Raw genomic sequence first — 24034 nt, 5'->3', positions numbered from 1 at the left:
AATGCTGGACCCGATCGGCTCTTTCGAACGGATGCGCGATTACTTCGTCTCTTATCTCGACACCGCCTTCAAGATCCGCCGGCGCGATGTCGCCGACGCGCGCCGGACCCTGCTCGCCACCGCTGGCCGGATGTGCGCGGAGCCGTTCATCGAACCGGTGCTTCGCTACCAATCGGCCGAGCGCCCGCTCGAGACCCTCATCGACGACCCGCGAGCGCTTTCTCATTTCTCGCGTGAGGGCCGGCTCGCGTTTGTCGAGCTAGTCGCTTCAGGCCTGTTCGATGGCGTGCCTGGCATGCCGGGCGCTGGTCCGCGCCGTATTCCCGAGCACCGGCCATATCTTCATCAATTCGAGATGCTCGAGCGCGGCGTCGGGGCGGGCACGCCCGGCATCGTCACCTCGGGTACTGGCTCCGGTAAAACGGAGTCTTTCCTTTTACCAATCCTCGCGCGCGTCGCCGAGGAGGCGGTCCACTGGCCCGCGCCCCTGGCCGAGCTGGGCAATGAGGACTGGTGGTCGGGCGATGATGATTTCCGCGCGGCGCGCGCACGCGAGCACCCCGACCGGCCAAAGGCGGTGCGAGCGCTCATCCTGTACCCGATGAACGCCCTAGTCGAAGATCAGCTCACCCGTTTGCGCAAAGCGCTGGACTCCAATGAGGCCCGCGCGGTGTGCGATGAGCGCTTTGGCGGCAATCGCATCTTCTTCGGTCGATACAATAGCGCGACCCCCCCGACCGGATTCGAGCGCCATCCGGTCCGGTCGGACCGCAAGACGCTCGACAAGCGCGACCGCGCGGTAGAGCGGACGCGAGAGCATTTGCGCGATCTCGCCGAGAGCCAGCGCCTCGCGGCGGACTATGACCGCTCGCTCGCCGAGCAACGCGGCCGTGAGATCGTCGATGAGACCCGCTTCCTCTTCCCGTCGGTCGATGGCGCCGAACTCAACACCCGTTGGGACATGCAAGCGACTCCGCCCGATGTGCTCGTGACCAACTCATCCATGCTCAACGCGATGCTCGCTCGCGAGGTCGAGGAGCCGATTCTCGACCAGACGCGCGATTGGCTACGCGACGACCCCGACGCCTATTTCTACCTCGTCATCGATGAGCTCCATCTCGTGCGCGGTTCATCGGGCAGCGAAGTCGCGGGATTGCTGCGCATGCTCGTCAACCGGCTCGGGCTCGACCAGCCTGAAACTCGGCACAAGTTGCGCGTCCTCGCGTCAAGCGCGTCGCTCCCTGTCACCGGCGATCAAGCGGCCGCGTCGTTGCGCTACTTGTGGGATTTCTTCGGTGAGCTCGGTACCTTCGCGGCCGGAGCTAGTGGAGCGACCGATCCAAATTTCTGGCGTGAATGCATCGTCCAAGGCGAGCCGGTTCTACCGCCCACGCTGGTCGAGACGATCAACCCAGCGCCGTTTCGCGCGTTGATCGATCAAGCGCTTGGCGGCGCCACCGGCGCCGTGCTCACGGCGCCAAGCCTCGACGCTCTAACCGCACCCGTCACCGCGGCGCTAAACGCGATCGCGCCCGGCGCACCGCCGGCGACGACGCCCGAGCGGATCCGCGCTTTAGCCGAGGCGGCCGCCGCGTGCCTCGTCTCCGCCGCGCATGGGGAGGATGGCCTCAGATCGCGGAGCCTCACGCATCTGAGCCGCGCGATCTTCGGCGCTGACGATCCGCGCGCTGTGCGGGGCTTGCTCTTCGCCCGTGGCCTGGGCGACGCGCTCTCGACGCTCGCGTCCGATGGTCCGCGTGTCGACCAGACGACGCCGTCCTTCCGCGTCCATCTGTTCTTCCGCGCGCTCGAGGGCCTGTTCGCGGCGCTGGAGGGCACTGAGACCGGCCAGCCCGACATCGCCAGCCTGTCGATCGAGCGCGGGTCCGGCCTAGCGCGCGCCGGCGCTGGCGCGGAGGCGGCGCTCGCGCGGCGCATGGTCGAGCTGCTCTACTGCGAAGCGTGCGGCGAACTGATGATCGGTGGGATGCGCTCGAACACCGATCCGGGGCGGCCCATCGAACTCCTGCCGACGACGCAGAAGCTCGAGGCTCTGCCCTTCGCCGCCGCTGGCACCGAGTTTGAGGATCTGAGTTACGACGATTACGCGATTTTCTGGCCTACGGTGCGACAACAAGCCGAGCCGCCCGAGGTCACCGGGCGCAAGGATCGAAGTCAGCCCTCTTGGGTTTCCGCGCGCTTCGATCCGTTCGGCGCCCGTGTGCTACCTTCAACGGCCGAGGCGAGTGAGACCGATCTCCCCGGCCTGCTCTATCGTCGCGGTACCGCGCCAGCCGACAAGGACGCGCGCGATCGGGGGCCCGCCGATCGCGGCTCAGCCTCACCGGTCGCCTGTCCGTGTTGTGGAACATCCTATCTACTGAGGCGCAAGGGTCGATCGAGCCCGATCCGGAATTTCCGGACGGGCTTCGCCAAGACCTCACAGTTGCTCGCCAGCGAGCTGTTCGAGTTGCTCCATGCCGGTGGTCTCGACTCTCCCAAGGCGATCGTCTTCTCGGATAGCCGTCAGGACGCCGCGCGATCCGCCGTCGAACTCGAGGCCAATCATCACCGCGCGCTGATCCGCGATATGACGGTGCGCCTACTGCGGGAGCGGGTCGATCACAGCTACCGCGCGGGTGAGGTGGAGGGCTTGCGCGCGGCGCTGGAGGAGGCGATCGCCGCGCGGCGCTGGGCCGACGCGGATCGGTGTGAACGCGAACTCGCGGCGGCCGACCAACGCGGAGCGGCGGTCGCGCGCCTCAACCAGATCGGCCAGGATCCCCGCGACGCCAGCTATCAGAGCACCCAGCCCGGGCAGCCCGCGCCGATGGCGCCGCTGATCGCGTCGCTGGTCCGTCTTGGAATGCATCCCAGCGACGCGACCGTCACCGACGACGAACGCTGGTGGTCCCTGTTCGAGAAGTCCGGCGAACAGGTCGATTGGGCGCTCCCAATTGATCCAAGAGCGCAGGGCCAAGTCACCGCCGCGCGCCGCGAGATCGTCGACGAGCAAGAGGAGGCTATCTACGACACGCTCTTCAACAAGACCTACTTCTCATTTGAAGAGGCGGGGCTTGGCTATCCAACGCTCTATCCGGACGGCGAGCGCACTATCGAACGCGATCGGATGGACGCCGCGCTTCGCGTGTTCGCAGACGCCTATCGCGTGATCGCGTCACGCTGGGTCGATCCTGACGAGGCCCCGCTTTGGCACAACGCGGGCGACGTGCCGACGAACAACCGCGTCGCGAGGCTCGCCGCCCGCGTTAACGCGACCGACCCCAGCCGCGCGATCGAGGGCATGCTCAGCGAATTGCGCACGCTGGGCCACGATGGTGGATTGATCCATCTGTTCAACCTCGGCGTGCGGTTGACCCAGGCGGAGGATCCCTATTGGCGCTGCGCCCAGTGCGACCGGGTGCATCTGCATCAGGGTCACGGTCTATGCACTCGCTGCTTCGCGCCGCTGCCAGGACAGGCGGCCGGGACGGTCGATGAGCTGTGGCGCCGTAACTTCCTCGCGCATCGCATTGCACGCGCAGGAAACACCGCCACCGCGCCATTCCGGCTGCGCAGCGAGGAGCTGACCGGTCAGACCCGCGACGGCGCCGAGCGGCTGCGGCGCTTTCGCGGCATCCTGGTCGAGGATGGCGCGGACCCCACTGGCGAGCTGGCGCGGCTGGGCAAGGAGATCGACCTGCTAAGCGTCACAACCACGATGGAGGTTGGCATCGATATCGGCCCGCTTCAGGCAGTGTACCAAGCCAACATGCCGCCGCAGCGGTTCAATTATCAACAGCGCGTCGGCCGAGCCGGTCGGCGGGGTCAAGCCTTCTCGCTCGCGCTGACCGTCTGCCGTAGCCGCAGCCACGATCTTCATTACTTCCGCCATCCTGACCGGATCACGGGCGACCCGCCGCCGCCGCCTTTCCTAGCCACCGGCTACGAGGACATCCCGCTCCGCGTCATCCGCAAGGCCTGGCTGCAGGCGGCGTTCAAGCATTTACGGATTGCGCATGGTGCGACCTATCCAGGCTATGACCTCAATCCGCCCGACATCCATGGCGAGTTCGTCCTGTCGGCGCTCTACAAGGAGGCGGATTCGCCTTGGCCCGCCCGCCTCGAAGCGGCGTTGCGCGCCACCGAGGCGGCGCGCGACCAAGCGGTCGCGATCACTTTGACCAGCTTCGAGACGGGCCTGCGTGACCAAGTTTGCGCCGCGCTCGATGTCGAGACGATGATGACGGCGATCAGCACCGTGATGGACAATGAGAGCCGATACGACATTGGCGTCGCGCAGGCGCTCGCCGAAGGCGGCCTCTTGCCGATGTACGGCATGCCGACCCGGGTGCGGCCCCTCTATCTCGGCCTCGAGCAGGGCAAGGCCGACACTTACAGTTGGGACACAACCGACCGCGACGCGGACGTCGCAATCTACGAGTTCGCCCCAGGCGCTTCGCTGGTGCGCGACAAGCGACTGCACCGCGCGGTCGGCATCACCTCGACATTACCCGATCCGCAGAAATGGGGCGGCTGGGTCCTGCCAAAGCAAGAGGACCGCTCGCCCATCTCCGAACAGTGGTGGATTGGCCGCTGTGAAACTTGCGGCGGATGGACCAGGCGGGACGCGGCCGAGGCGACGAACTGCGTCGCGTGCGCCGCGTCGATACCGGCGGATCGCTTCCACCACTGCGTCACGCCAGCGGCGTTCCGGACCGACTTCACGCCTGCCAAAATCGGCGAGGAGGAAATCCGCGTGGTCCGCGCCCGCATCGTTTGCGCCGAGGCCTCGCCCGTGGTGCCAATCGCAATTCCTGACAGCCGGATCGCGATGGCGCTCGAGCGATCGGCAAGCGTGATCCGGTTGAACCCCGGGGCGACCGGGGACGATATCTTCTCCGGGGGATATGATCTGGCCGCCGGCGACCAGCGCTTCTGGCGACCCGGACGTCCTCGCTTCCCGATGGCGCGGCAGATCATCATGGATGAGCATGCCACCGAGCTGCGACAGTCCTGGACGCCGACGGATCGTCCAGGAGAGCTGTGGCTGGCGTCGCGTAAGGTGACCGACAGTCTGTTCCTAACGCCGACGACAATGAATCCAACGCTGGACATCGCCTCGGTCGCGGGCGATGCGGAGGTGACCGCCATTCGCGCGGCGGCACTGACGATGGCGTTCCTGTTGGTCGATCGCGCCGCGCTCGAGCTCGACGTCGACCCGGGTGAGTTCGAGATTCTCCCGGCGCGCGTTACGCGCGTCGCCGATCGCGAATGGCCAGTAATCCAAATCGCCGACACGCTCGTCAACGGGTCGGGGCTGTCACGGCACTTGTCACTCCCCGCAGATCGCCCTTGGGCGCTCGACCTTTTGCGTGACATCGTTGGCAATGAGGAGGCGTGGCCAATGCGGGACTTCCTCGGAGCGGCGCACCGCGCGAGCTGCGATCAGGCCTGTTACGAGTGCCTGCAGCGCTACGGCAATCGCAACTATCATGGACTGTTGGACTGGCGGCTGGGCATCTCCTACGCGCGCGCCTTTCTCGATCCCAGCGCGCAAATAGGCGGAGATGGCGATTTCAGCGCGCCCGAACTGGCCGACTGGCGTGCGGTGGCTGAGGAGGCGCTGAGCCGGGTCGCCCATAGCAGCGCCAGGATCAACCTGATCGCGAACGGCCCGCTGCCCGCGATCGCGGTCGATCAACCCGGGGGCCGGCGCGTCATCGCGGTACGCCATCCGCTATGGCGCGACACGGCCGACGCCTCGCCCTTGGTCGTCGAACAAGCGCGTCGGACGTTTGGCGCGGAGACGAGGTGGATCGACAGTTTCGAGCTATCAAGGCGGCCCTTCGTCGCGATCGCCAGGCTTCTCACCTGAGCGATCGCGTAGTCGCGTAACGTCCTCGACAAAGGCACCGAGTCGCGTTGCGTCGCGCGCCTCGCATTCCCAGATCGTCTCGACCCTCCAACCGTCGGCGATGAGGCGGGTGGCGACCGCAGCGTCGCGCGCGACGTTCGCAGCAAATTTCTCCTTCCAGAAGTCGACGCGCGACTTGGGCATCCGGCAATGCGGACAGCCGGGGTGGCGGTGCCAAAAGCAGCCATGGACAAAAATCGCGAGCCGATCGCCACGAAAGACGATGTCGGGACGGCCAGGCAGATCGCGCGCATGTAGCCGGAAGCGATGACCCCGAGCGTGAAGTGCTGAGCGTACGAGCCGTTCGGGCATGGTATCCGCGCCCTTCACCCGACGCATAACCTCGGAGCGGGTTAAAGCGGATCTTCGCCGCGCCTTGGATCTCCGCCGGGTTATTTGCGGCCCCAATACGAAGGTTCGAAGCGGTGGCACCGTCTCACGCGACGTCTGGACCGCCCGCCTCGCCCTCAGTGGGGCCAATCGCTTCAGCCATCGGCGCCGAACTCTCGTCGAGCTCAGCGTCACCATCCTGACGGAAGCCGCGCAGCATCTCCTCAAGCAGCTCGGCATGATTGCGACGCGCCGGAACCCGGTCCAAAGTGGCAGTGATTCTAGTCGCGATCTCGTCAGGTTCGATGGAGTTCACGAGGCTAGCGTCAAGCGCCCATTGTCGACCGGGATGTACGACGTCCCAAGGCGAGCGCTTGTTCGCGCGGGTCTTCGCCGCGTCCCCATGCTTGCTCATGCCCCAACACGCCTTGGTCTCGGCGTTCCACACGGGCCAGAAGGTGCGGATCAAATGCTTCTCCGCCACCAGCTGCGCGTTCGTCGCGCAAACCAGTCGGCGGGAAACGAAATCCTCTAGGCGGATCGGACTGAGCCCCTCCGGAAGCTGGTCAGCGTATCCTGCTGCCGTGGCGATTGTCCCAGCATGCTCCAGCAAACGCGCGGTGAGCTTGGCGCCCTGCTCGCGCGTGGTGCTGGCGTCATCATTGGCGGGATCGGCCTTGCCGACATAGATCGGCGTCTCGGAGCCGGTAATCCCTGCGTAGAGCGGATGATCCCCGGTGTAATATATCGCGTACACCCCCGAGCCATAGGATGGCCGGATGTCAGCCAAGCGGATCAGGGGCTGCGCCAGCAAGGCGAGCGACACCATCCGACCAACAACCTTGGGATCGGACGGATCGAACGTCCCCTTGGGCATCCGGATAGGGTCGCTCGATGAGCGCGCGGCCTCGACCGCGTCAGCGTGGGCCGCGAGCCCTTCGCGGATGCGTTTGACCACAGCTTGCGGTGGCGTCTCACCGGCTGCAGCGAGGACCGCTTCCAGCGCTTCATTTAGCGCTTTGATCGCCGCGCGATCGGGTGACAATGCCATCGTTTCTCCCGCTCAGGTGAAGAGCGGAAGGCCGAATCACACCACCGCTTTCATTAAGCTTCTAGCTAAGCCGCACGGCGCCGTGGCGCCAGCGCTCTTGGCAAGCCGAGATGGGCGATGACGTTCCTTCCCGCCGCCAGCGCCAGTTGGACCGGCACCGCGTTTCCCATCTGCCGCATGCTCTCACTCCACGAGCGCGGAAAGGAGAACGTGTCAGGCAGTCCGACCAGACGCGCCGCCTCGCGCTTGGTGAAATAGCGCACCGACCCATCGTCGCGAACCATCATGTTCTCTCCGCCAGGAACACCGTGATCGCCCGCCTTGAGCGCCTTCGCCGGTAGATCTAGCGGGCTGCCTGTATGCCCGGGATAGACCCGCGCGCCGTGCTGCGCGACATGATCCCTATCGCCATTGGGTTCACCCAGATTCAACAAAGCATCGCGCACCGTCGTCCAAGGCGCACCCTTTGGCTCCACGCCCGCCGCTCGCAACATGGCGACGCGACGCGCGTCATCCCGCCGCGTTGGATTGGCGCGCCGCTTCAAGCCATGCCGATCCCAATAGGTCCCGGTGACATATTGCTCCCATAACAGACGATCGCGGGAATGCGTTGGGGGCATTGGTACAGGCACCGCCCCCACATCCGCCCGGATTCCGAAGATGATCACACGGTGGCGAATCTGCGGAGCCCCAAGATCGGCCGCATTCACGACCTGCCAACAGGTGCGATATTCCGGCGCGCTATCGCTCGATCGTAGGCGGATCGTGTGATCGACCAGCGATTCGCCAGGGCGGCGTGTGATCGAGGGGCGCTCAAGATGCGCGACGATCCACTCGAGGTAGGGACGGAAGCGCGGCCCTGCGAGGTTACGCACATTCTCGAACATAAACGCTCGGGGATGACCTTCGCGTACCGCTCGGATGGCCTCCGGCCACATGTCGCGCGCGTCCGACTGCCCCATCTTTTTGCCGCCAATGCCGAACGGCTGGCACGGTGGCCCACCGGAGATCAGGTCGAGGCCGGTGTGCGAAAACCAGTCGATGTCACGGACATCGATTCGCTCCATGGGCCAATGCGCGACATGCTCGACGCCGTTCGACCGATTGTAACGCACAGTCTCGACCGCGTCATGGTCGAACTCCGCCATCAGCTCGTGACGAAAGCCAGCGAGGGACGTTCCCATCGCCAGCCCGCCGCATCCAGCGAAGAGTTCAGCGCTGCGCATCCTCGCTTCTCCTAATCCAAGGGCAGCATCGGGCCACCGGCCTTCTGCTCAAGAAATTGCTCCACCGCTCGTCGGACGAGCCACGCCACTTTGACGCCCTCAACCTCGGCGAGCCGATCAAGCTCGGCCTTCTGTCGGCGGCTAAGCGTGGTGGTCACCCGCTCGGCGTCACGACCATCCTTGCCCAATCAAACCTCCGCAGCGATCCGCAGCTTTCCGCGGCGCTCAGATCCTTGCCTCATTTCGCCGAACCACTCAAGTGATACCATGAGCGTGCGAACAAAGAAAGAACATTTAAGGCTGATTGGGCGGGATGAAGTTTCTAATCCGAACTTGACGGGTAAAGCGGCGGATCCGAGATCATCACCATGAATTACCAATTGCGGCATCCCAATGGCGACCTCATCGCCGCCACAATCGAACTTGCTGACCGCAGGATCACCTTGCATAGCCGCGGTGGCGCGACAGGCGGACGCCCGGAGCGTAACCCGCAGTATTCTGCAGCATTCGACGCGATTATAGATCGCCTAAGTCCACAGGCGCGCGTGATCTCGCGCGTTTTGCTGGACAGCCGTCGCGCGCACGCCTCAGGGGCAGAGGTCGTGCTAGCCACCGCCGAGGACTTCGCGAATCTCCCGCTCGACGAGGTCAAGCGTCTCATCCGGCGATCCGCGAGAGCCTTTGGGCGGGCTGAGGGCTCGACACCGAACCAAGGTAACTCGACCAAGCAGCTCCGTTTCGATGTGAGCCTCGAACTGCCCGAGCTAGCCTTGCGGCTATCCGCGACCGAAGCTGTCGTCGGACACGGCGTCGATGGGCGCGACGATGAGAATGGGCGATCTGGCGACGGTGAAACCAGCATCCCGCCAAGCGACAACGATCGCTCTTGGGCGGAGGGTGACAAGAAAAAAGTGGCACATCTCCGACGCGAGCGTGCGAGTGGGCTCGCCATGCGGAAAAAGTCCGATTTTATGGAGAGGAACGGCAAGCTGGCGTGCGAGCGATGTGGCCTCATCCCAAGCGAGACCCTTGGGCCGAATGGCGAAGCGGTCATCGAGGTCCACCACAAGCGGCCCTTGGCAGAGGCGGAGATCAATACCCGAACCCGGCTGGAAGACCTCGCCTGCCTTTGCGCAAACTGCCACCGCATAGCCCATCGGGAAATGAGCGGCAATCGCGCCTGAAGCGCCGAAAAATTGCTCGGTCATAAGGCGTGACGGGACAGTTCGGGCATCTGGCGCGATGCCGTCTTTAGGTATCCGAAGCTCTCGATGTCATAATTTCTATAGAACGTTGTGCCAGATTAACGCGTGTCGAGATTTGAGTAGTGATAAGGGGCGAGCTGAACGTCGTGTTCTGGGTCGCAAGGATCGATTGACCGTTGTAACCACTCCGAGCCAAACTGCCGTAAGTTAGGAAACGCGATGCCCATGCTCGATTGGTGGAACGACGGGACGAAGTCGTCAGACTGGGCGATGGCGATGGCGCCAATCCTAGTGCGTCAGGCGAAGAGTGAACATCCACTAACCTACGGCGCGGTCGCGCGTGAATTGGGAATGACGCATCATAGGCCGGTCCAGCGAGCGGCGGGGTGGATCGCCGAGGCCTTGGGGGAGATCGGCAGAATGAAGGGGTGGCGCCGTCGGCCACCGCCGCCATTACAATCGCTTATCGTGAACAAGACTACCGGTCTCCCCGGGCATGGTGTAGACAAGTTCATGAGCCAGTCGTTCCGTCAAGCGCGCACCAAGCGGCAGAGGGCTGCCGCGCTTCTCCGCGTTCACGGCGACATATATGCTTATCCGCACTGGGAGGAAGTACTCGCTTTGCTAGGAGTGGAGTCGCCTCATAGTCTCGACATTATCAGCGAAAAGGCAGCCAATAGCGGACCCAAGGGAGGAGAGGGTTCCGAACACCGGACGCTAAAGGAATTTATTGCGTCACATCCCGAGATTGTCGGTCTAAACGCTTCCCAAACGTCTGGGCTGACCGAACAGCCGTTGCCCTCCGGCGATGTCGTCGACGTGCTGTTCGAGGGCAAGGCGTGGAAGATGGCGGTCGAGATCAAGTCGCATATCTCTGGCGAAGGCGACATTGCGCGTGGTGTTTACCAATGTGTGAAATACAGGGCGGTGCTGGACGCCCGATCGAGCGTCGCCGACAAACCCTACGACGTGTCCGTAGCGCTAGTGATCGGCGGATCCGCTTCTCCTGAAATCATCAGACTGGCGCACGCTTTTTCCATTCCGATCATCCAGAACGTTCACTCAGGCTGAGGCCCTCACGTGCGTCTTACGCGGATGTTGCATGCTCGCGTTCAGGCGCGACGGCGTTCCCGACGAGGCGGCACCCGGATTATTCTGTGCAAGTGCGCCCGCTCGGCTCAGTAAGATGGAGCTTACTACATAGCCGCTGGGGCAAAATGAACGAACGGCGAAAACCAGGAAATGAAAAGAGCGGTTTGAACGTCCACAATTGGGTCATATCGTTGAAAGCTCTCGCAACCGAACTGCTATAGGGAGGGTGCAAAGCGGATGAGCCATCTCCAGCCCCTAAAAATTTTTTACATCAATTGTGGGGAGAAATGTGGGGAGAGTAGCTACGCTGCTAAAAATATCAATTTATTTCAAACAGTTAACTGGGGAGTCGAGATCCCTCCGTCTCCGCCATATTGCGCCGCTCACCGACATTCCATTCATCGAACCGGGACCAGCCCGCTCGCCCCCGCCGTGCCGGGATCTGGCGTCGTCGCCGGCCGTTCACCGCGCCGGAGGAAACCGCATGAGCCAGACCACTATCCACGCCATGGGCGAACAGCATCTGGTCCACCGTACCGGCTGGCTGCGCGCCGCCGTGCTGGGGGCCAATGACGGGATCATTTCGGTTTCCAGCCTGATCGTCGGCGTCGCCGCCGCGCCGGGTGCGACGGCAGGCGCCGTGCTGGTGGCCGGGATCGCCGCCTTGGTCGGCGGCGCGCTGTCGATGGCGGCGGGGGAATATGTCTCGGTCAGCTCGCAGGCCGATACCGAGCAGGCCGATCTGGCGCGCGAAGCGGCCGAGCTGGTCCGCGCGCCGCTGGCCGAAACGCGCGAACTGGCCGCGATCTACGAACAGCGCGGGGTCGAGGCGGGGCTGGCACGGCAGGTGGCCGAGCAGATGATGGCGCATGACGCGCTGGGCGCGCATCGCCGCGATGAACTGGGACTGGCCGATGACGGCGGCTCCAACCCGGCGCAGGCAGCGCTGTTCTCGGCCGGAGCGTTCAGCGCGGGCGCGATCCTGCCGGTGCTGACCGCCGCCCTGTCGCCGCATGCCTGGGTTCTTTACCTGACGCCCGCGACGGCGCTGGTCCTGCTGGCGGTGCTGGGGGCGCTGGGTGCCAAGGCGGGCGGGGCGCCGGTCGGGCGCGGCATGGTACGTGTCGTCCTCCTGGGCGCGCTGGCGATGGGGGTGACGGCGCTGATCGGGACGCTGACCGGCACCGTGGTCTAATAAGGCGGAGCGACCCGCGCCCGCTGTTCGCGCGCGGCCTGGGTCCACCAGGCGAGGTCGTCGGCGAAGCGTGGGAAGCTGCGGGACAGCGCCGCCCCGCCATCGCCGGTCGGCCGTCCCTCGGCATCCAGCGTCTGGGCGATGCCGCCGACCGTCAGCGTGCTCGACACCACGACCATGCCCATTTCGCTAAGCGTCCCATGCCAGGCGACGCTGGCATGGGCGCCCGCCAGCCGCCCGGCCGAATAGCTGGCGATGGCGGCGGGGCGCCAATACCATTCCTCCAGGAAATGATCGGTCAGGTTCTTCAGCCCCGGCTGCTGGCCCCAATTATATTCGCCGGTAACGAAGACGAAGGCATCGGCGGCGCGGATCTTGGCGGCCAGCGCCTCCATCGCCTCGGGCGCTTCGCCAGCGGGATATTCCTTGTACATCCGGTCGAGCATCGGCAGACCGACCGCCTTGGCGTCGATCAGCTCGGCTTCGGCCCCGCGTTCGCGAAAGGAGCGGACCAAATAATCGGCCAGCCGGATGCCCTGCCGATCGGATCGGTAGGAGCCGTAGAAGATCAATATGCGGTCGGCCATCTGCGTCCACTCCCTCGGCGCTTGCCACCGGATAACGCCGCTCGGGGCGGGGTGATCCGGCGGGGCGGGGCGTACGCTTGCCCCTGCCGGGGCAATGGTGCATCGCCTTCGCTCCACGGCCCAGCCTGGTCCACGGCCTAGGGAGCATCCATGCCCGTCACCGACATCGCCACCCGCGTCTATAATCACGGCTGGCGGCTCGACCCGGTCGTGCGCAGCCTGCTCGATACCGATTTCTACAAGCTGTTGATGTTGCAGATGATCCGGCGGCTTCACCCGGAGGTGACGGCGACCTTCTCGCTCATCAACCGCAGCCGCCATGTCCGGCTGGCCGAGGTGATCGACGAGGCGGAATTGCGCGAACAGCTCGATCATGCCCGCTCGCTCCGGTTCGGTAAGAAGGAGCTGATCTGGCTGGCGGGCAACAGCTTCTACGGCAAGCAGCGCATGTTCAGCCCTGAGTTTCTAGACTGGCTCGCCCGCTTCCAGCTGCCCGATTATGAGCTGCGCACCGTCGACGGGCAGTTCGAGCTGCATTTCGACGGCCCTTGGGCCGAGACGACGATGTGGGAAATCCCCGCGCTCGCCATCGTCAACGAACTGCGCTCGCGCGCCGCGCTGAAGGGCAAGGGGCGGTTCGAGCTGGACATCCTCTATGCCCGCGCCAAGGCCAAGCTGTGGGACAAGGTCGAGCGACTGCGCGAGCTGCCCGACCTCGTCATTTCCGATTTCGGCACGCGGCGGCGGCACGGCTTCCTGTGGCAGCGCTGGTGCGTCGAGGCGCTGAAGGAAGGGCTGGGGGATCGGTTCATCGGCTCGTCCAACGTGCTGCTGGCGATGGACAACGACCTAGAGGCGATCGGCACCAACGCGCATGAACTGCCGATGGTCATTGCCGCGCTGGCGCCCGACGATGCGGGCGTGGCGGCGGCGCCCTACCGGGTGCTGGAGGAGTGGCAGGCGCTGTATGACGGCAATCTGCTGATCGCGCTGCCCGATGCGTTCGGGACCACCGCCTTCCTGCGCAACGCGCCCGACTGGCTGGGCGACTGGACCGGCTTTCGCCCCGACTCCATGCCGCCGATCGAGGGCGGCGAGCAGATCATCGCCTGGTGGCAGGCGCATGGCCGCGACCCACGCCGCAAGCTGCTGATCTTTTCCGACGGGATGGATGTCGACAGCATCGAGGCGACCTATCGCCATTTCCATGGCCGCGTGCGGATGAGCTTCGGCTGGGGCACCAACCTGACCAACGACTTTCGCGACTGCGACCCGGCGGGCGCGGCGGGGCTGGAGCCGATCTCGCTGGTCGCCAAGGTCATCAGCGCGGACGGGCACCCGGCGGTCAAGCTCTCCGACAATCCCGCCAAGGCGACCGGCGATCCGGCGGAGATTGAGCGCTATCTGCGCATCTTCGGCGAAGACGGGCGCAGGGCCAAGGCGGTGAGTGTGTAATATCGAGGGGCATGACGCCACGGGACTTTTCCGATAGCCTCGCGGCAAAGAACCCGAGGAGAGGTCATGCCGAAGATCGGCCTTGCGCTTGCCCTGTTGTGTGCGTCCGCATCCGCTCATGCCGGGGGTGCCGATACCTATAGCTGGGGCAAGCCCGGCGCCTCGCGCGAGGCGTTCGAGGGTGGCAGCCGGGCCTGCATGTTGCAGGCCGCCCGGCGCGACGTGACCGGCGACGGCGCGACCCAGCGTTACGTGCAAGGCGCGCGTGTCCTGGACCGCGAAGCCAATACGCCCCCGACAGTCCCGACCGACGACATCTTCACGCAGAGCGAAAGGCAGGTGCTGCTGCGTCGGATGTACCGTCCGGACAAGCAGGTGGACGCGCTCCAGGCCACGCTGCAAGGCGAAGTGGATCAGTGCCTCGTCCGATCCGGCTATGTCCGCTTCGCCCTGACCCGCGAACAGGCGCGGACGCTCAAACGCTATCGCCCCGGTACCGAGCCACGGCGAGCCTATCTCTATACGCTAGGCAGCGACGCTGGAGTCGTCGAGGCGCAGAAAGTCACGGACTGACCCTTGCGGCACCTTGCCAGCATCGGACGGTGTCGTTCATGATAAGCCACTGATCGAACGGGCAAACATGCCTGGCGAACACGGGAGAGCATCATGCGGGACGCCGATCGTCGGACCATCATCGCGGGACTGGGGGCGGGGCTGGCCCTGGCGGTCGGTAGCGGGGCCTGCGCCGCGCCGCGTGGGCGCAAGGCGGGGTATGCGATCGTCGGGCTGGGCCGCTATGCCGAGCTTATCATGTCGAAGTTCGCCGAATGCGAACATTCGCGGCTCGTCGCGCTGGTCAGCGGCACGCTCGAAAAGCTGGCGCGCTTCGGCGAGAAATATGGCGTGCCCGAGAGCCACCGTTATTCCTATGCCGATTTCGACCGCATCCGCGACAATCCGGATGTCGACATCGTCTATGTGATCCTGCCCAATTCCATGCACGCCGAATATACGGTGCGCGCGGCCAAGGCGGGCAAGCATGTCATGTGCGAAAAGCCGATGGCGATCTCGGTCGCCGAATGCCGCACGATGATCGCAGCGTGCCGGGCGGCGGGGCGCAAGCTGATGATCGGATATCGCTCGCGGTTCGAGCCGCACAACCGGCTGGCGATCGACATGGCGCGGAAAGGTTTCGTCGGGCCAACGCGGATCATCACTGCCGACCATGGCTTCAACGCGCAGCCCAACCAGTGGCGGCTGGACCGCAAGCTGTCGGGCGGCGGCTCGCTGATGGACATCGGCATCTATAGCCTGAACGCCACGCGCTATCTGACCGGAGAAGAGCCGGTCGAGGTCAGCGCGATCGAGTCCACCGACCGCAGCGACCCGCGCTTCCGCACCGTCGAGGACCGGATCAGCTTCCTTCTGCGCTTCCCTTCGGGCATCGAGGCGACCTGCGTGTCCAGCTACAGCTCCAACCACAATATGTACCGCATCAGCGGCACCGATGGCTGGATCGAGCTGGAACCCGCCACCTCGTACGAGGGACAGAAAATGTGGGTCCGCCGCAACGGCCGGACCGAGGAACAGCAGGTTTCGGCGGGCAAGGGCCAGCATGCCGGACAGCTCGACCATTTCGCCGAATGTATCGCGAACGGTGCCGATCCGCTGGTGCCCGGCGAGGAGGGGCTGGCCGATATGCGGGTGATCGAGGCGATCTATCGCTCCGCAAGGGAAGGGCGACGGATCAGCCTGGCCTGATCCCCCTCCCGACTGGCGCGACCGGTTTCGGCCTGAAATCCGTCGCATAGCGCGGCAAATTGGTTTATCTTCGCGCCGCCGCCCCGACCCCGTCAGCGGGGCTTAGGAGGACTGCACCCACTCATGGCCACCGCCCCCGGCTTTCGCGACAGCCTCCATGGTGGCGGGGCATGCGGCGCGCTGATCGCGGAGCGCGACTGGTCGACGACGGTGCTGGGGCCGATCGAGGGCTGGAGCGCGCCGCTGCGCACCGCCACGCTGATCCTGCTGCGCTCGCCCGTGCCGATGGTGATGCTGTGGGGCGAGGACGGCGTCATGATCTATAACGACGCCTATGCGGGTTTTGCGGGCAAGCGGCATCCCCAGTTGCTGGGATCGCGGGTGCGCGAGGGCTGGCCCGAGGTCGCCGACTTCAACGACAACGTCATGCGCGTCGGGCTGGCGGGGGGGACGCTGCGCTATCAGGATCAGGAACTGACCCTGTACCGCAATGACGTGCCCGAGCAGGTCTGGATGAACCTGGATTATTCGCCGGTCATCGATGACGACGGGCGACCCGGCGGGGTGCTGTGCGTGCTGGCCGAGACGACCGGCCATGTCACGGCGCGCGCGGCGCTGATCGAAAGCGAGGCGCGGTTCCGCCTGATGGTCGATGCGGTGCCGCAGATCATCTGGATCGCGGATGCCGAGGGCCGAATGGAATTCCTTAACCGGCAATTCTCCAACTATACCGGCGCCGCGTTCCAGTCGCTGTCCCCGGCGGAGATTGCGGGGGCCTTTATCCATCCCGATGATGCCCCGCATGTCGTGGCGACCTTTCAGGCGGCGCGCGACAGCGAAGGCGTGCATCGGTCCCAGCATCGCATCCGCTCGGCCGCGGGGGAGTATCGCTGGTTCCTCGATCTGGCGCATCCGTATCGCGACCCGCGTACCGGCAAGATCGTCCGCTGGTTCGGCGCATCGGTCGACATTCACGACCGCAAGATCGCCGAGGACCGGCTGCGCGACCTGAACGCCACGCTGGAGCAGCGGGTCGCCGACCGCACCGCCGAGCGCAACATGCTGGCCAAGCTGGTCGAGCATACCGACATCATGGTCATGGCGATCGACATGGATTTCAATATCCTGGCGATGAATGCCGCCAATGCCGACGAGTTCGAGCGGGTGTTCGGCGTGCGGCCGCATACGGGCGACAATATGCTGGCGCTGCTCGACGATCAGCCGGTGTTGCGCGAGGAGGTTCGCGCGGGCTGGTCGCGCGGCATGGAAGGTGCGCGCGTCACCTTCGTCGAGGAGTTCGGCGATCCCGACCGCGACCGGCCTTGTTACGAGATCAGCTTTCACCCGCTGTTCGACGAGGCGGGCGTGCAGGTCGGCGTGTACCAGTTCGTGACCGACGTGACCGACCGCCTGCGCCGCGAAGCGCAACTGGTCGAGGCGCAGGAGGCGCTGCGTCAGGCCCAGAAGATGGAGGCGATGGGCCAGCTGACCGGCGGCGTCGCGCACGACTTCAACAATCTGCTGACCCCGATCGTCGGGACGCTCGACCTGTTGCAGCACAAGCAGCTGGGCGGTCCACGCGAACAGCGGCTGATCGCGGGCGCGGCGCAGTCCGCCGAGCGTGCCCGCACCCTCGTCCAGCGATTGCTCGCCTTTGCGCGGCGCCAGCCGCTGCAACTGATCCCGGTCGACATGGCCGCGCTGGTGGCGGGCATGGGCGATCTGGTCGCCAGCACCACGGGGCCGCAGATCGTGGTCGAGGTCGACATCGTCCCCGGCCTGCCGCCCGCCGATGCCGATCCCAACCAGCTGGAAATGGCGCTGCTGAACCTGGCAGTGAATGCGCGCGATGCGATGCCGGACGGCGGCACGCTGCGCATCACGGCGTCACGCCGCGCCGCGCGCGCGGGTGGCGAGCCGGGCGACTATATCTGCCTGTCGGTCGCCGATACGGGCAGCGGCATGGATGCCGCCACGCTGGCGCGCGCGGTCGAGCCGTTCTTTTCGACCAAGGGCGTGGGCAAGGGCACGGGCCTGGGCCTCTCGATGGTCCATGGCCTGGCTTCGCAGCTCGGCGGTGCGCTCGATATCCAGAGCGTTCCGGGGCAGGGGACGCGGGTCGCGCTGTTGCTGCCGGTCAGCGGGTCGGCCTCCCTGGTCGCCGCGCCGGGACCGGCCTGTGCGGGGCCTGCCCGGCGCAGCGGCCGGGTGCTGCTGGTCGATGACGAGGAACTGGTGCGCCACAGCACCGCCGACATGCTGGGCGACTTGGGCTATGCGGTGATCGAGGCGGGCTCGGCCGAGGAAGCGGTCCGGCTGGTCGAGGCGGACACTGCGTTCGACCTGCTCGTCACCGACCATCTGATGCCCGGCATGTCGGGCACCGATCTCGCCCGGCTGGTCCAGGCGCGGCGGCCGGGCGTCGCGATCCTGCTCGTTTCGGGCTATGCCGAGGCGGAGGGGGTGGAGCCTTCCATGCCCCGCCTCACCAAACCGTTCCGCAAGCAGGAGCTGGCGCAGATGCTGGCCCAGTTCGCCCAGGCGCCGGAGGCGGTGGCCTGACCGCCCTTACCGCAGCGTGCTGTCAACGACATGCTCGCGGTGGACGAAGCCGAAATAGCCCGCGACCAGCGCCAGCAGCGCGTGCAGCCAGATGTCGTTGCCATAGAGCGGCACCAGCCCGAAGGTCGTCGCGGTCAGCGGGATCAGCCCCATCACCGTCAGCACCGCATAGATGATCGCCACCCCCTTGGCATAACCGAAGGCGGCAGGCACGCTGCGCGCCGCCAGCACGCCCCACAGGCCGAAGGCGAGGTGGACCAGATTGTGCAGGATGTTCACCGGGAACAGCCCCAGCGCCAGCCGCGACGAGGCGGTGACGCTGACCCCCGGATGGGCATGGGTGGGCGACAGGCCGGGCACGAACCCCGCCGCGCCCGCGACGAGGAAGACGATGCCGAAGATGGTGGCGAAGTGTCTGACCGACATGAGGATCCTCCCGTGGCGTTGCCCTTCCCAGCGTATCGGGCAGGCGGCTTGTTCCCCGCGCCTGATCCAGATGAGGCTGTTTAACCGATTGTAAGAACAGGAAATAAGGAACCGTCTTTCGCGTCGTCCGGTTGATGGGGCATGCGGATTCACCATCTCAATTGCGGCACCGACTGTCCGCTGGGCGGCGCGCTGTTCGACGGGCGCAGCCGGGGACCGATCGGCCAGCTCGTTTGCCATTGCCTGTTGATCGAGACCGAGGCGAACGGGCTGGTGCTGGTCGATACCGGCTTCGGCCTGCGCGATGTGGCGCATCCCCATCGCCGTCCCGAACCGCGTATCCAGCTGGCGTGGCGGGCGATGCTCAACATCCGGCTGCGCGAGCAGGAGACGGCGATCCGCCAGATCGAGGCGTTGGGTTATGCCGCGCGCGACGTGCGGCATATCGTGCTGACCCATCTCGACTTCGATCATGCGGGCGGGCTGGAGGATTTCCGGCACGCGACCGTGCATGTCATGGCCCGCGAATATGACGATGCGACCGGCCCCCATCGCGGCATCGTCGCGCGCAACCGCTGGCGCTCGCCGCAATGGAACGGAGTCGATCGCTGGCGCCGCTATACCGCCAGCGGGGAATCCTGGTTCGGCTTCGACGCGGTGCGCGATCTGGCCGGACTGCCGCCCGAAATCCTGATGGTGCCGCTTCCGAGACACACATGGGGCCATGCCGGGGTCGCGGTTCGCCAGCCGGGCGGGTACTGGCTGCTCCATGCGGGCGACGCCTATTTCTACCGGGGTGAGATGCGCAGCGCCCGGCGGCATTGCACGCCCGGCCTGCGCGCCTATCAGCGACTGATGGAGGTCGACGCCACCGCACGCATGAACAACCAAACCCGATTGCGCGCCCTGTCGATCGAACGGCGCGGCAGCGTCACCATCGCCTGCGCGCATGATCCCGTGGAATGGGAACGCTGCCGCGACGGCCATCCGCTATAGCAGAATAGCTGGCGGGAAACGGTCCCGCATTTCGACAATGTCAGCCGCGCGTCATCTTGGCCCGCCTGACCCGCTGATATGCTTGGCCCCTATAGCTGGCATGGGGATGGTGGCATGGTGATGGGGGTGGGGACCGGGCGGATCGCGATCGCGGCGCTGCTGGCCGGGGTGGCATCGAGTCCGGCGATGGCGGAGGGCTGCAAGGTCGGCCAGATGGCGGCGATCCCGGTCACGATGCAGGGCCTGCGCCCGGTGGTCGAGACGCAGATCAACGGCAAATCCGCCCCCTTCATCCTCGATAGCGGCGCCTTTTTCAGTAACATCTCGCCGCCCGTCGCGCGCGAGCTGGGGCTGCCGCAACAGCCCTTGCCCTTCGGCTTCCGGGTGAACGGGATCGGCGGCAGTTCTGATGCCACCGTCGCCACGGTCAAGCACTTCACGCTGGCCGGGACCGACATTCCCAATATCCAGTTCATCGTCAGCGGCAGCGATGTCGGCCAGACCGGCCTGCTCGGCCAGAATGTCCTGGGTCTGAGCGATGTCGAATACGACCTGCCCGGCGGCATGGTCCGGCTGTTTCGCCCGAGCGGCTGCGCGCACGCCTCCATGGCCTATTGGACCGGCGGTAAGCCCTATTTCGAGATTCCGATCGAAACCAAGGAACTGGCGCATAGCCACACCGTCGGCACGGTCGAGCTGGACGGTGCGAAGCTGAACGCGACCTTCGACACCGGTGCCGCGCAGACCGTCCTGACGTTGCGCGCCGCGGCCCGTGCGGGCGTCCATCCCGGCGATCCCGGTGTCGAGGTGGCGGGATGGGAGCGCGGCCTCGGCCGCCACGTCGTCCAGGGCTGGATCGCTCGGTTCAAGCTGCTGAAGATCGGTAATGAGGAACTGCACAATGTGCGGCTCCACATCGCCGATCTGGGGCCGCTGGAGACCGACATGCTGCTGGGCGCGGACTTTTTCGTGTCGCACCGGCTCTATGTCTCCAACCTCCAGCATCGCATCTATTTCACCTATACCGGCGGGCGGCTGTTCGACGCGGTGGCGCATGCCGATCCAGCCGCGGCGGCGGTCGTCGCGCAAAATGCCAGCGAGACCGCGCCCCCCACCGATGCCGAGGGCTTTAGCCGTCGCGGCGCGATGCTGGTCACGCAGCACGACCTGCCCCATGCGATCGACGCCTTTACGCAGGCGATCGCGATGGCGCCCAAGGACCCGCGCTTTCCCCGTCAGCGCGCGCTTGCCTATCTGGATCAGCATCGGCCGGTACTGGCGATCGACGATCTCAACACCACGCTGACGCTGAACCCGGCCGATACGCAGGCGCGCCTGATCCGCGCCGAATTGCGGCTGCGCGCGGGCAACCCGGCGGGGACGATCACCGATCTCGACCTGCTGAACGGGCAGTTGCCGCGCGAGGATGCGGCGCGGCTGCAAATGGCGCGGCTCTATTCGGGAGCGGACGCTTTCGACGCGGCGATCGCGCAATATGATCTGTGGATGGCCGCGCACCGTGACGATTCGCGTCGCAGCACCGCGCAGAACGGCCGGTGCTGGTCGCGGATGCTGGCCAACAAGGATATCGACAAGGCGCTGGGAGACTGCAACGCCGCCGTCCATGCGATCCCCAGCGATCCGAGCTTCCTCGACAGCCGGGCCTTCATCCATCTCCGCCAGAAGGATGACCGGGCCGCGCTCGCCGATTTCAACGCCGCGCTGGCGATCGATCCGAAGCGTGCCTGGGCGCTGTACGGCCGCTCGCTCGCCGAGACGCATCTGGGCATGACCACCGAGGCCGCGCGCGACCGGACGCTGGCGACGGCGCTGGACAAGCGCATGCCGGAGCGGATGCGGAAATACGGGATCGGCTAAGTTCATTCCTCCCCTGCAAGGGGAGGTGGCAGCGCCTATGCGCTGACGGAGGGGGGGGCGCCACAAGGGCCATTCCTTGCGGCCCGCCCCCTCCACCAGCTTCGCTGGTCCCCCTCCCCGTGCCGGGGAGGAGTTTTAGAACGCCTTGGACACCCCGACGAAGAACCCGCGACGCGGGCCATATTGCGGCGCGCCCACACCCACGCCGGTCCCGTCGCGGATTTCATATTTGTGGTCGAGCACGTTGATGACGTCGAACCGGATGTCGAGGTTCGGCCCGGCCAGATGCTGGCTCGCGGTCAGGTTGAATTGCGCATAGGGCGACAGCTTGGCGCCGTTCGGAATGCTGTTCACATCGTCGTCGCGGCGAAGCCCCGAACCATAGATCATGCTGCCGCCCAGCTTGGTCCCCTGCGCAAAGGCATAGGACAGGCCCGCCGATCCGGTGAACGTCTGGTCGTGATCCAGATAGATGTAATGCCGCGCAATATAGTCCAAATCGTCCTGGCCGAAGCTGAACTGGCTGGACACGATGTTGCGCCCCTTGGCCTTGGCGGCGGCGAAATTGGCATAGGCGAGCAGGCCGCCGCGCGCATAGCTCATATTCGCCTCGATCCCGCCGATGCGCCCCTGTTTGTAGTTGAACGGGGTCAGGATGATCGGCGCGCCGAACTGCCCCTCGTCGATCAGGTTCTTCGAGATGCGATAATAGGCGTCGATGCCATAGGTGAAGTAGCGGCTGAGCTTGGCCTGGAAGCCGACATCGAAATAATCCTGCCGCTCGGCATAGGGTACGTCGTTGGCGGTGACGGCCGGATAGGCGCTGGTGCCGACGAACTTGGCGATGCTGGTGTTGCCGACCAGCTCGAAGGGCGGCGGCACGAAATAGCGGGAATAGCCCGCGTGCAGCGTGTAGATATCACCCGGCTGCCAGACCAGATTGACGCGCGGCGACAACTGCCCCTCGCGCCGATAGCCATTATACAGGTCGTAGCGCGCGCCATAGTTGAGCGTCAGCCGGGGCAGCAGCTTCCACTCGTCCTGAAGATACGCGCTGAAGCTGGTCGCGGTCTTGCCGCTATTGTCGACGATCGCGATCGGTTCGCCCGCCTGGGCGCCGCTGGTGTCGACGGGGAAGACATTGGTCGTGGTTGCACTGGTCGATCGGTCGCGCGTCACCAGCAAACCGCCGCGCAGCGTGTGCGCATCGCCGACATGATAGACCGCATCGACCTGTCCACCGATCGCGAAGTCCTGCTTATACGCCTGTTGCGCCTGCCCGTTATAGAGCAGCTCGCCCAATATGTCGGGGCGATAGCGCAGCGACGAATAGCGCGCGAAGAGCGACGCCTGCACCGTCAGCGGCTCGGCATCGTGGAGGAAGGCGACCTGGCCGAAGCCGGTCTTTTCCAGCTGCGTCTCGTTCAGCTTCTCGCTGGGGAAAGCGGTCTGGCCGCCGACGCTCCACCCGGCGCTGGGCTGCTGCCCGACGGGGTTGGGAATCTGGAACCACTGATTGGAATAGCCGCCGACAAAGGACACCCGGTTCTGGTCGTCCAGGATATGGTCGACATAGGCGAAGCCCTGATACTGGTCGGTATCGTCATGCACCGGGTTGGAACGGCCATCGACGCTCTCGATGCCGAGCCCGCTGTGCCGGTAATCGCCCGACACGAAGTAATTGGTGCTTCCCGACGAGCCGCCATAGGTCAGGCTGGGCTGGATGGTGTTGTGGCTGCCGCCATAGATGGACGCGGTGCCACCATTGTCGAACAGCCCGCTCTTTGTCGTGATGTCGATGACGCCCGCCGTGCGCAGGCCATATTGCGCGGGCAGCGCGCCGGTCAGGATGTTGACCTTGTCGACCAGCCGCGGGGATAGGGTCTGGCCGAACACCGCCAGACCTTCGGGCAGGATGGTGCCGTTGATGCGATATTGCAGGCCGTTATGGTCGTCGCGGACGTGGAACTGGCCGAAACCGTCCTGCACGACGCCGGGCGCCTGGAGCAGGATCTGGTTGAACTGCTGGTTTTCGCCACCGGGCAGCGCCTTGATCGTGTCGCTGGTGATTTCATAATTGGAGGCGCCCAGGCTCGGCTGGATATGCGCGCGTGCGGTGTCCAATCGCTTGGCGGTCACGACGATGTCGCTGGTCTGGTCCGCCGCCTGAGTCGAATCCGCGTCGGGCGTCGGCACGCCGCGCGTCTGGGCCAGCGCGGGAAAAGCGATCGCGGACGACGCGACACAGCAGAGGAGAGCAGAAAAACGCATTGACGACCCCAAATGTTATAACGTCTCCCGATCCGGCTATTTTGCTGCGCCGCGATGCGAAGGCAAGGCGGGTCGGGGTTCA

Annotated in this window: 17 protein-coding genes; 10 read left to right on the top strand and 7 right to left on the bottom strand. The window is 65.5% G+C overall.

Features of this window, described 5'->3' with window-relative positions:
- Nucleotide 1: 1 nt before the first annotated feature.
- Complete coding sequence (locus KV697_RS09315) at nucleotides 2-5878, top strand: DEAD/DEAH box helicase (protein WP_219021022.1); 5877 nt, start codon at nucleotides 2-4, stop codon at nucleotides 5876-5878.
- On the opposite strand, the gene KV697_RS20100 is transcribed toward KV697_RS09315, so the two are convergent.
- From KV697_RS20100 to KV697_RS09295, 4 genes are all read right to left on the bottom strand, one after another.
- On the bottom strand, nucleotides 5837-6229 hold the full coding sequence (locus tag KV697_RS20100) for a very short patch repair endonuclease (RefSeq protein WP_257575779.1): 393 nt from the start codon (nucleotides 6227-6229) through the stop codon (nucleotides 5837-5839). The two genes, KV697_RS09315 and KV697_RS20100, sit on opposite strands and share 42 nt — an antisense overlap.
- 124 nt (nucleotides 6230-6353) lie before the next feature.
- Entirely contained in the window at nucleotides 6354-7298 is a 945-nt protein-coding gene (locus KV697_RS09305; protein ID WP_219021020.1) for an Eco29kI family restriction endonuclease, read from the bottom strand.
- Nucleotides 7299-7363: 65 nt separating this feature from the next.
- Nucleotides 7364-8482: a DNA cytosine methyltransferase gene (locus KV697_RS09300; protein ID WP_257575852.1), complete on the bottom strand. Its 1119-nt coding sequence runs from the start codon at nucleotides 8480-8482 to the stop codon at nucleotides 7364-7366.
- Between the two features lie 53 nt (nucleotides 8483-8535).
- Complete coding sequence (locus tag KV697_RS09295) at nucleotides 8536-8712, bottom strand: ribbon-helix-helix domain-containing protein (RefSeq protein ID WP_219021018.1); 177 nt, start codon at nucleotides 8710-8712, stop codon at nucleotides 8536-8538.
- 180 nt (nucleotides 8713-8892) lie between these two features.
- On the opposite strand from KV697_RS09295, the gene KV697_RS09290 reads away from it, so the two are divergent.
- The 3 genes from KV697_RS09290 (at nucleotide 8893) to KV697_RS09280 (ending at nucleotide 12016) form a co-directional block, all read left to right on the top strand.
- On the top strand, nucleotides 8893-9708 hold the full coding sequence (locus tag KV697_RS09290) for an HNH endonuclease (RefSeq protein ID WP_219021017.1): 816 nt from the start codon (nucleotides 8893-8895) through the stop codon (nucleotides 9706-9708).
- Between the two features lie 240 nt (nucleotides 9709-9948).
- On the top strand, nucleotides 9949-10800 hold the full coding sequence (locus KV697_RS09285; protein ID WP_219021016.1) for a hypothetical protein: 852 nt from the start codon (nucleotides 9949-9951) through the stop codon (nucleotides 10798-10800).
- Between the two features lie 505 nt (nucleotides 10801-11305).
- Nucleotides 11306-12016, top strand: a complete 711-nt coding sequence (locus KV697_RS09280; protein ID WP_219021015.1) for a VIT1/CCC1 transporter family protein — start codon at nucleotides 11306-11308, stop codon at nucleotides 12014-12016.
- On the opposite strand, the gene KV697_RS09275 is transcribed toward KV697_RS09280, so the two are convergent.
- A complete protein-coding gene (locus KV697_RS09275; protein WP_219021014.1) occupies nucleotides 12013-12603 on the bottom strand; it encodes an NADPH-dependent FMN reductase in 591 nt (196 codons plus the stop codon). The two genes, KV697_RS09280 and KV697_RS09275, sit on opposite strands and share 4 nt — an antisense overlap.
- A gap of 150 nt (nucleotides 12604-12753) precedes the next feature.
- On the opposite strand from KV697_RS09275, the gene pncB reads away from it, so the two are divergent.
- From pncB to KV697_RS09255, 4 genes are all read left to right on the top strand, one after another.
- Entirely contained in the window at nucleotides 12754-14058 is a 1305-nt protein-coding gene (pncB, locus tag KV697_RS09270; protein WP_219021013.1) for a nicotinate phosphoribosyltransferase, read from the top strand.
- Nucleotides 14059-14124: 66 nt separating this feature from the next.
- Nucleotides 14125-14631, top strand: a complete 507-nt coding sequence (locus KV697_RS09265) for a hypothetical protein (RefSeq protein WP_219021012.1) — start codon at nucleotides 14125-14127, stop codon at nucleotides 14629-14631.
- 93 nt (nucleotides 14632-14724) lie between these two features.
- Nucleotides 14725-15819: a Gfo/Idh/MocA family protein gene (locus KV697_RS09260; protein ID WP_219021011.1), complete on the top strand. Its 1095-nt coding sequence runs from the start codon at nucleotides 14725-14727 to the stop codon at nucleotides 15817-15819.
- A gap of 123 nt (nucleotides 15820-15942) precedes the next feature.
- Nucleotides 15943-18381: a PAS domain-containing protein gene (locus KV697_RS09255; protein ID WP_219021010.1), complete on the top strand. Its 2439-nt coding sequence runs from the start codon at nucleotides 15943-15945 to the stop codon at nucleotides 18379-18381.
- Nucleotides 18382-18387: 6 nt separating this feature from the next.
- On the opposite strand, the gene KV697_RS09250 is transcribed toward KV697_RS09255, so the two are convergent.
- Complete coding sequence (locus KV697_RS09250; protein WP_219021009.1) at nucleotides 18388-18807, bottom strand: DUF4383 domain-containing protein; 420 nt, start codon at nucleotides 18805-18807, stop codon at nucleotides 18388-18390.
- Nucleotides 18808-18948: 141 nt separating this feature from the next.
- Between KV697_RS09250 and KV697_RS09245 the strand changes: the two genes are divergently transcribed.
- Both KV697_RS09245 and KV697_RS09240 read left to right on the top strand, forming a co-directional pair.
- A complete protein-coding gene (locus tag KV697_RS09245; RefSeq protein ID WP_219021008.1) occupies nucleotides 18949-19803 on the top strand; it encodes an MBL fold metallo-hydrolase in 855 nt (284 codons plus the stop codon).
- 114 nt (nucleotides 19804-19917) lie between these two features.
- A complete protein-coding gene (locus KV697_RS09240) occupies nucleotides 19918-21681 on the top strand; it encodes an aspartyl protease family protein (protein WP_219021007.1) in 1764 nt (587 codons plus the stop codon).
- A gap of 135 nt (nucleotides 21682-21816) precedes the next feature.
- On the opposite strand, the gene KV697_RS09235 is transcribed toward KV697_RS09240, so the two are convergent.
- A complete protein-coding gene (locus KV697_RS09235; protein WP_219021006.1) occupies nucleotides 21817-23952 on the bottom strand; it encodes a TonB-dependent receptor in 2136 nt (711 codons plus the stop codon).
- Nucleotides 23953-24034 lie beyond the last annotated feature (82 nt).

The sequence above is a fragment of the Sphingomonas sanguinis genome, assembly GCF_019297835.1.
GTDB lineage: Bacteria > Pseudomonadota > Alphaproteobacteria > Sphingomonadales > Sphingomonadaceae > Sphingomonas > Sphingomonas sanguinis_D.
The sequence above is the reverse complement of the archived record's forward strand: the minus strand, read 5'-3'. Positions and strand labels throughout refer to the sequence as shown.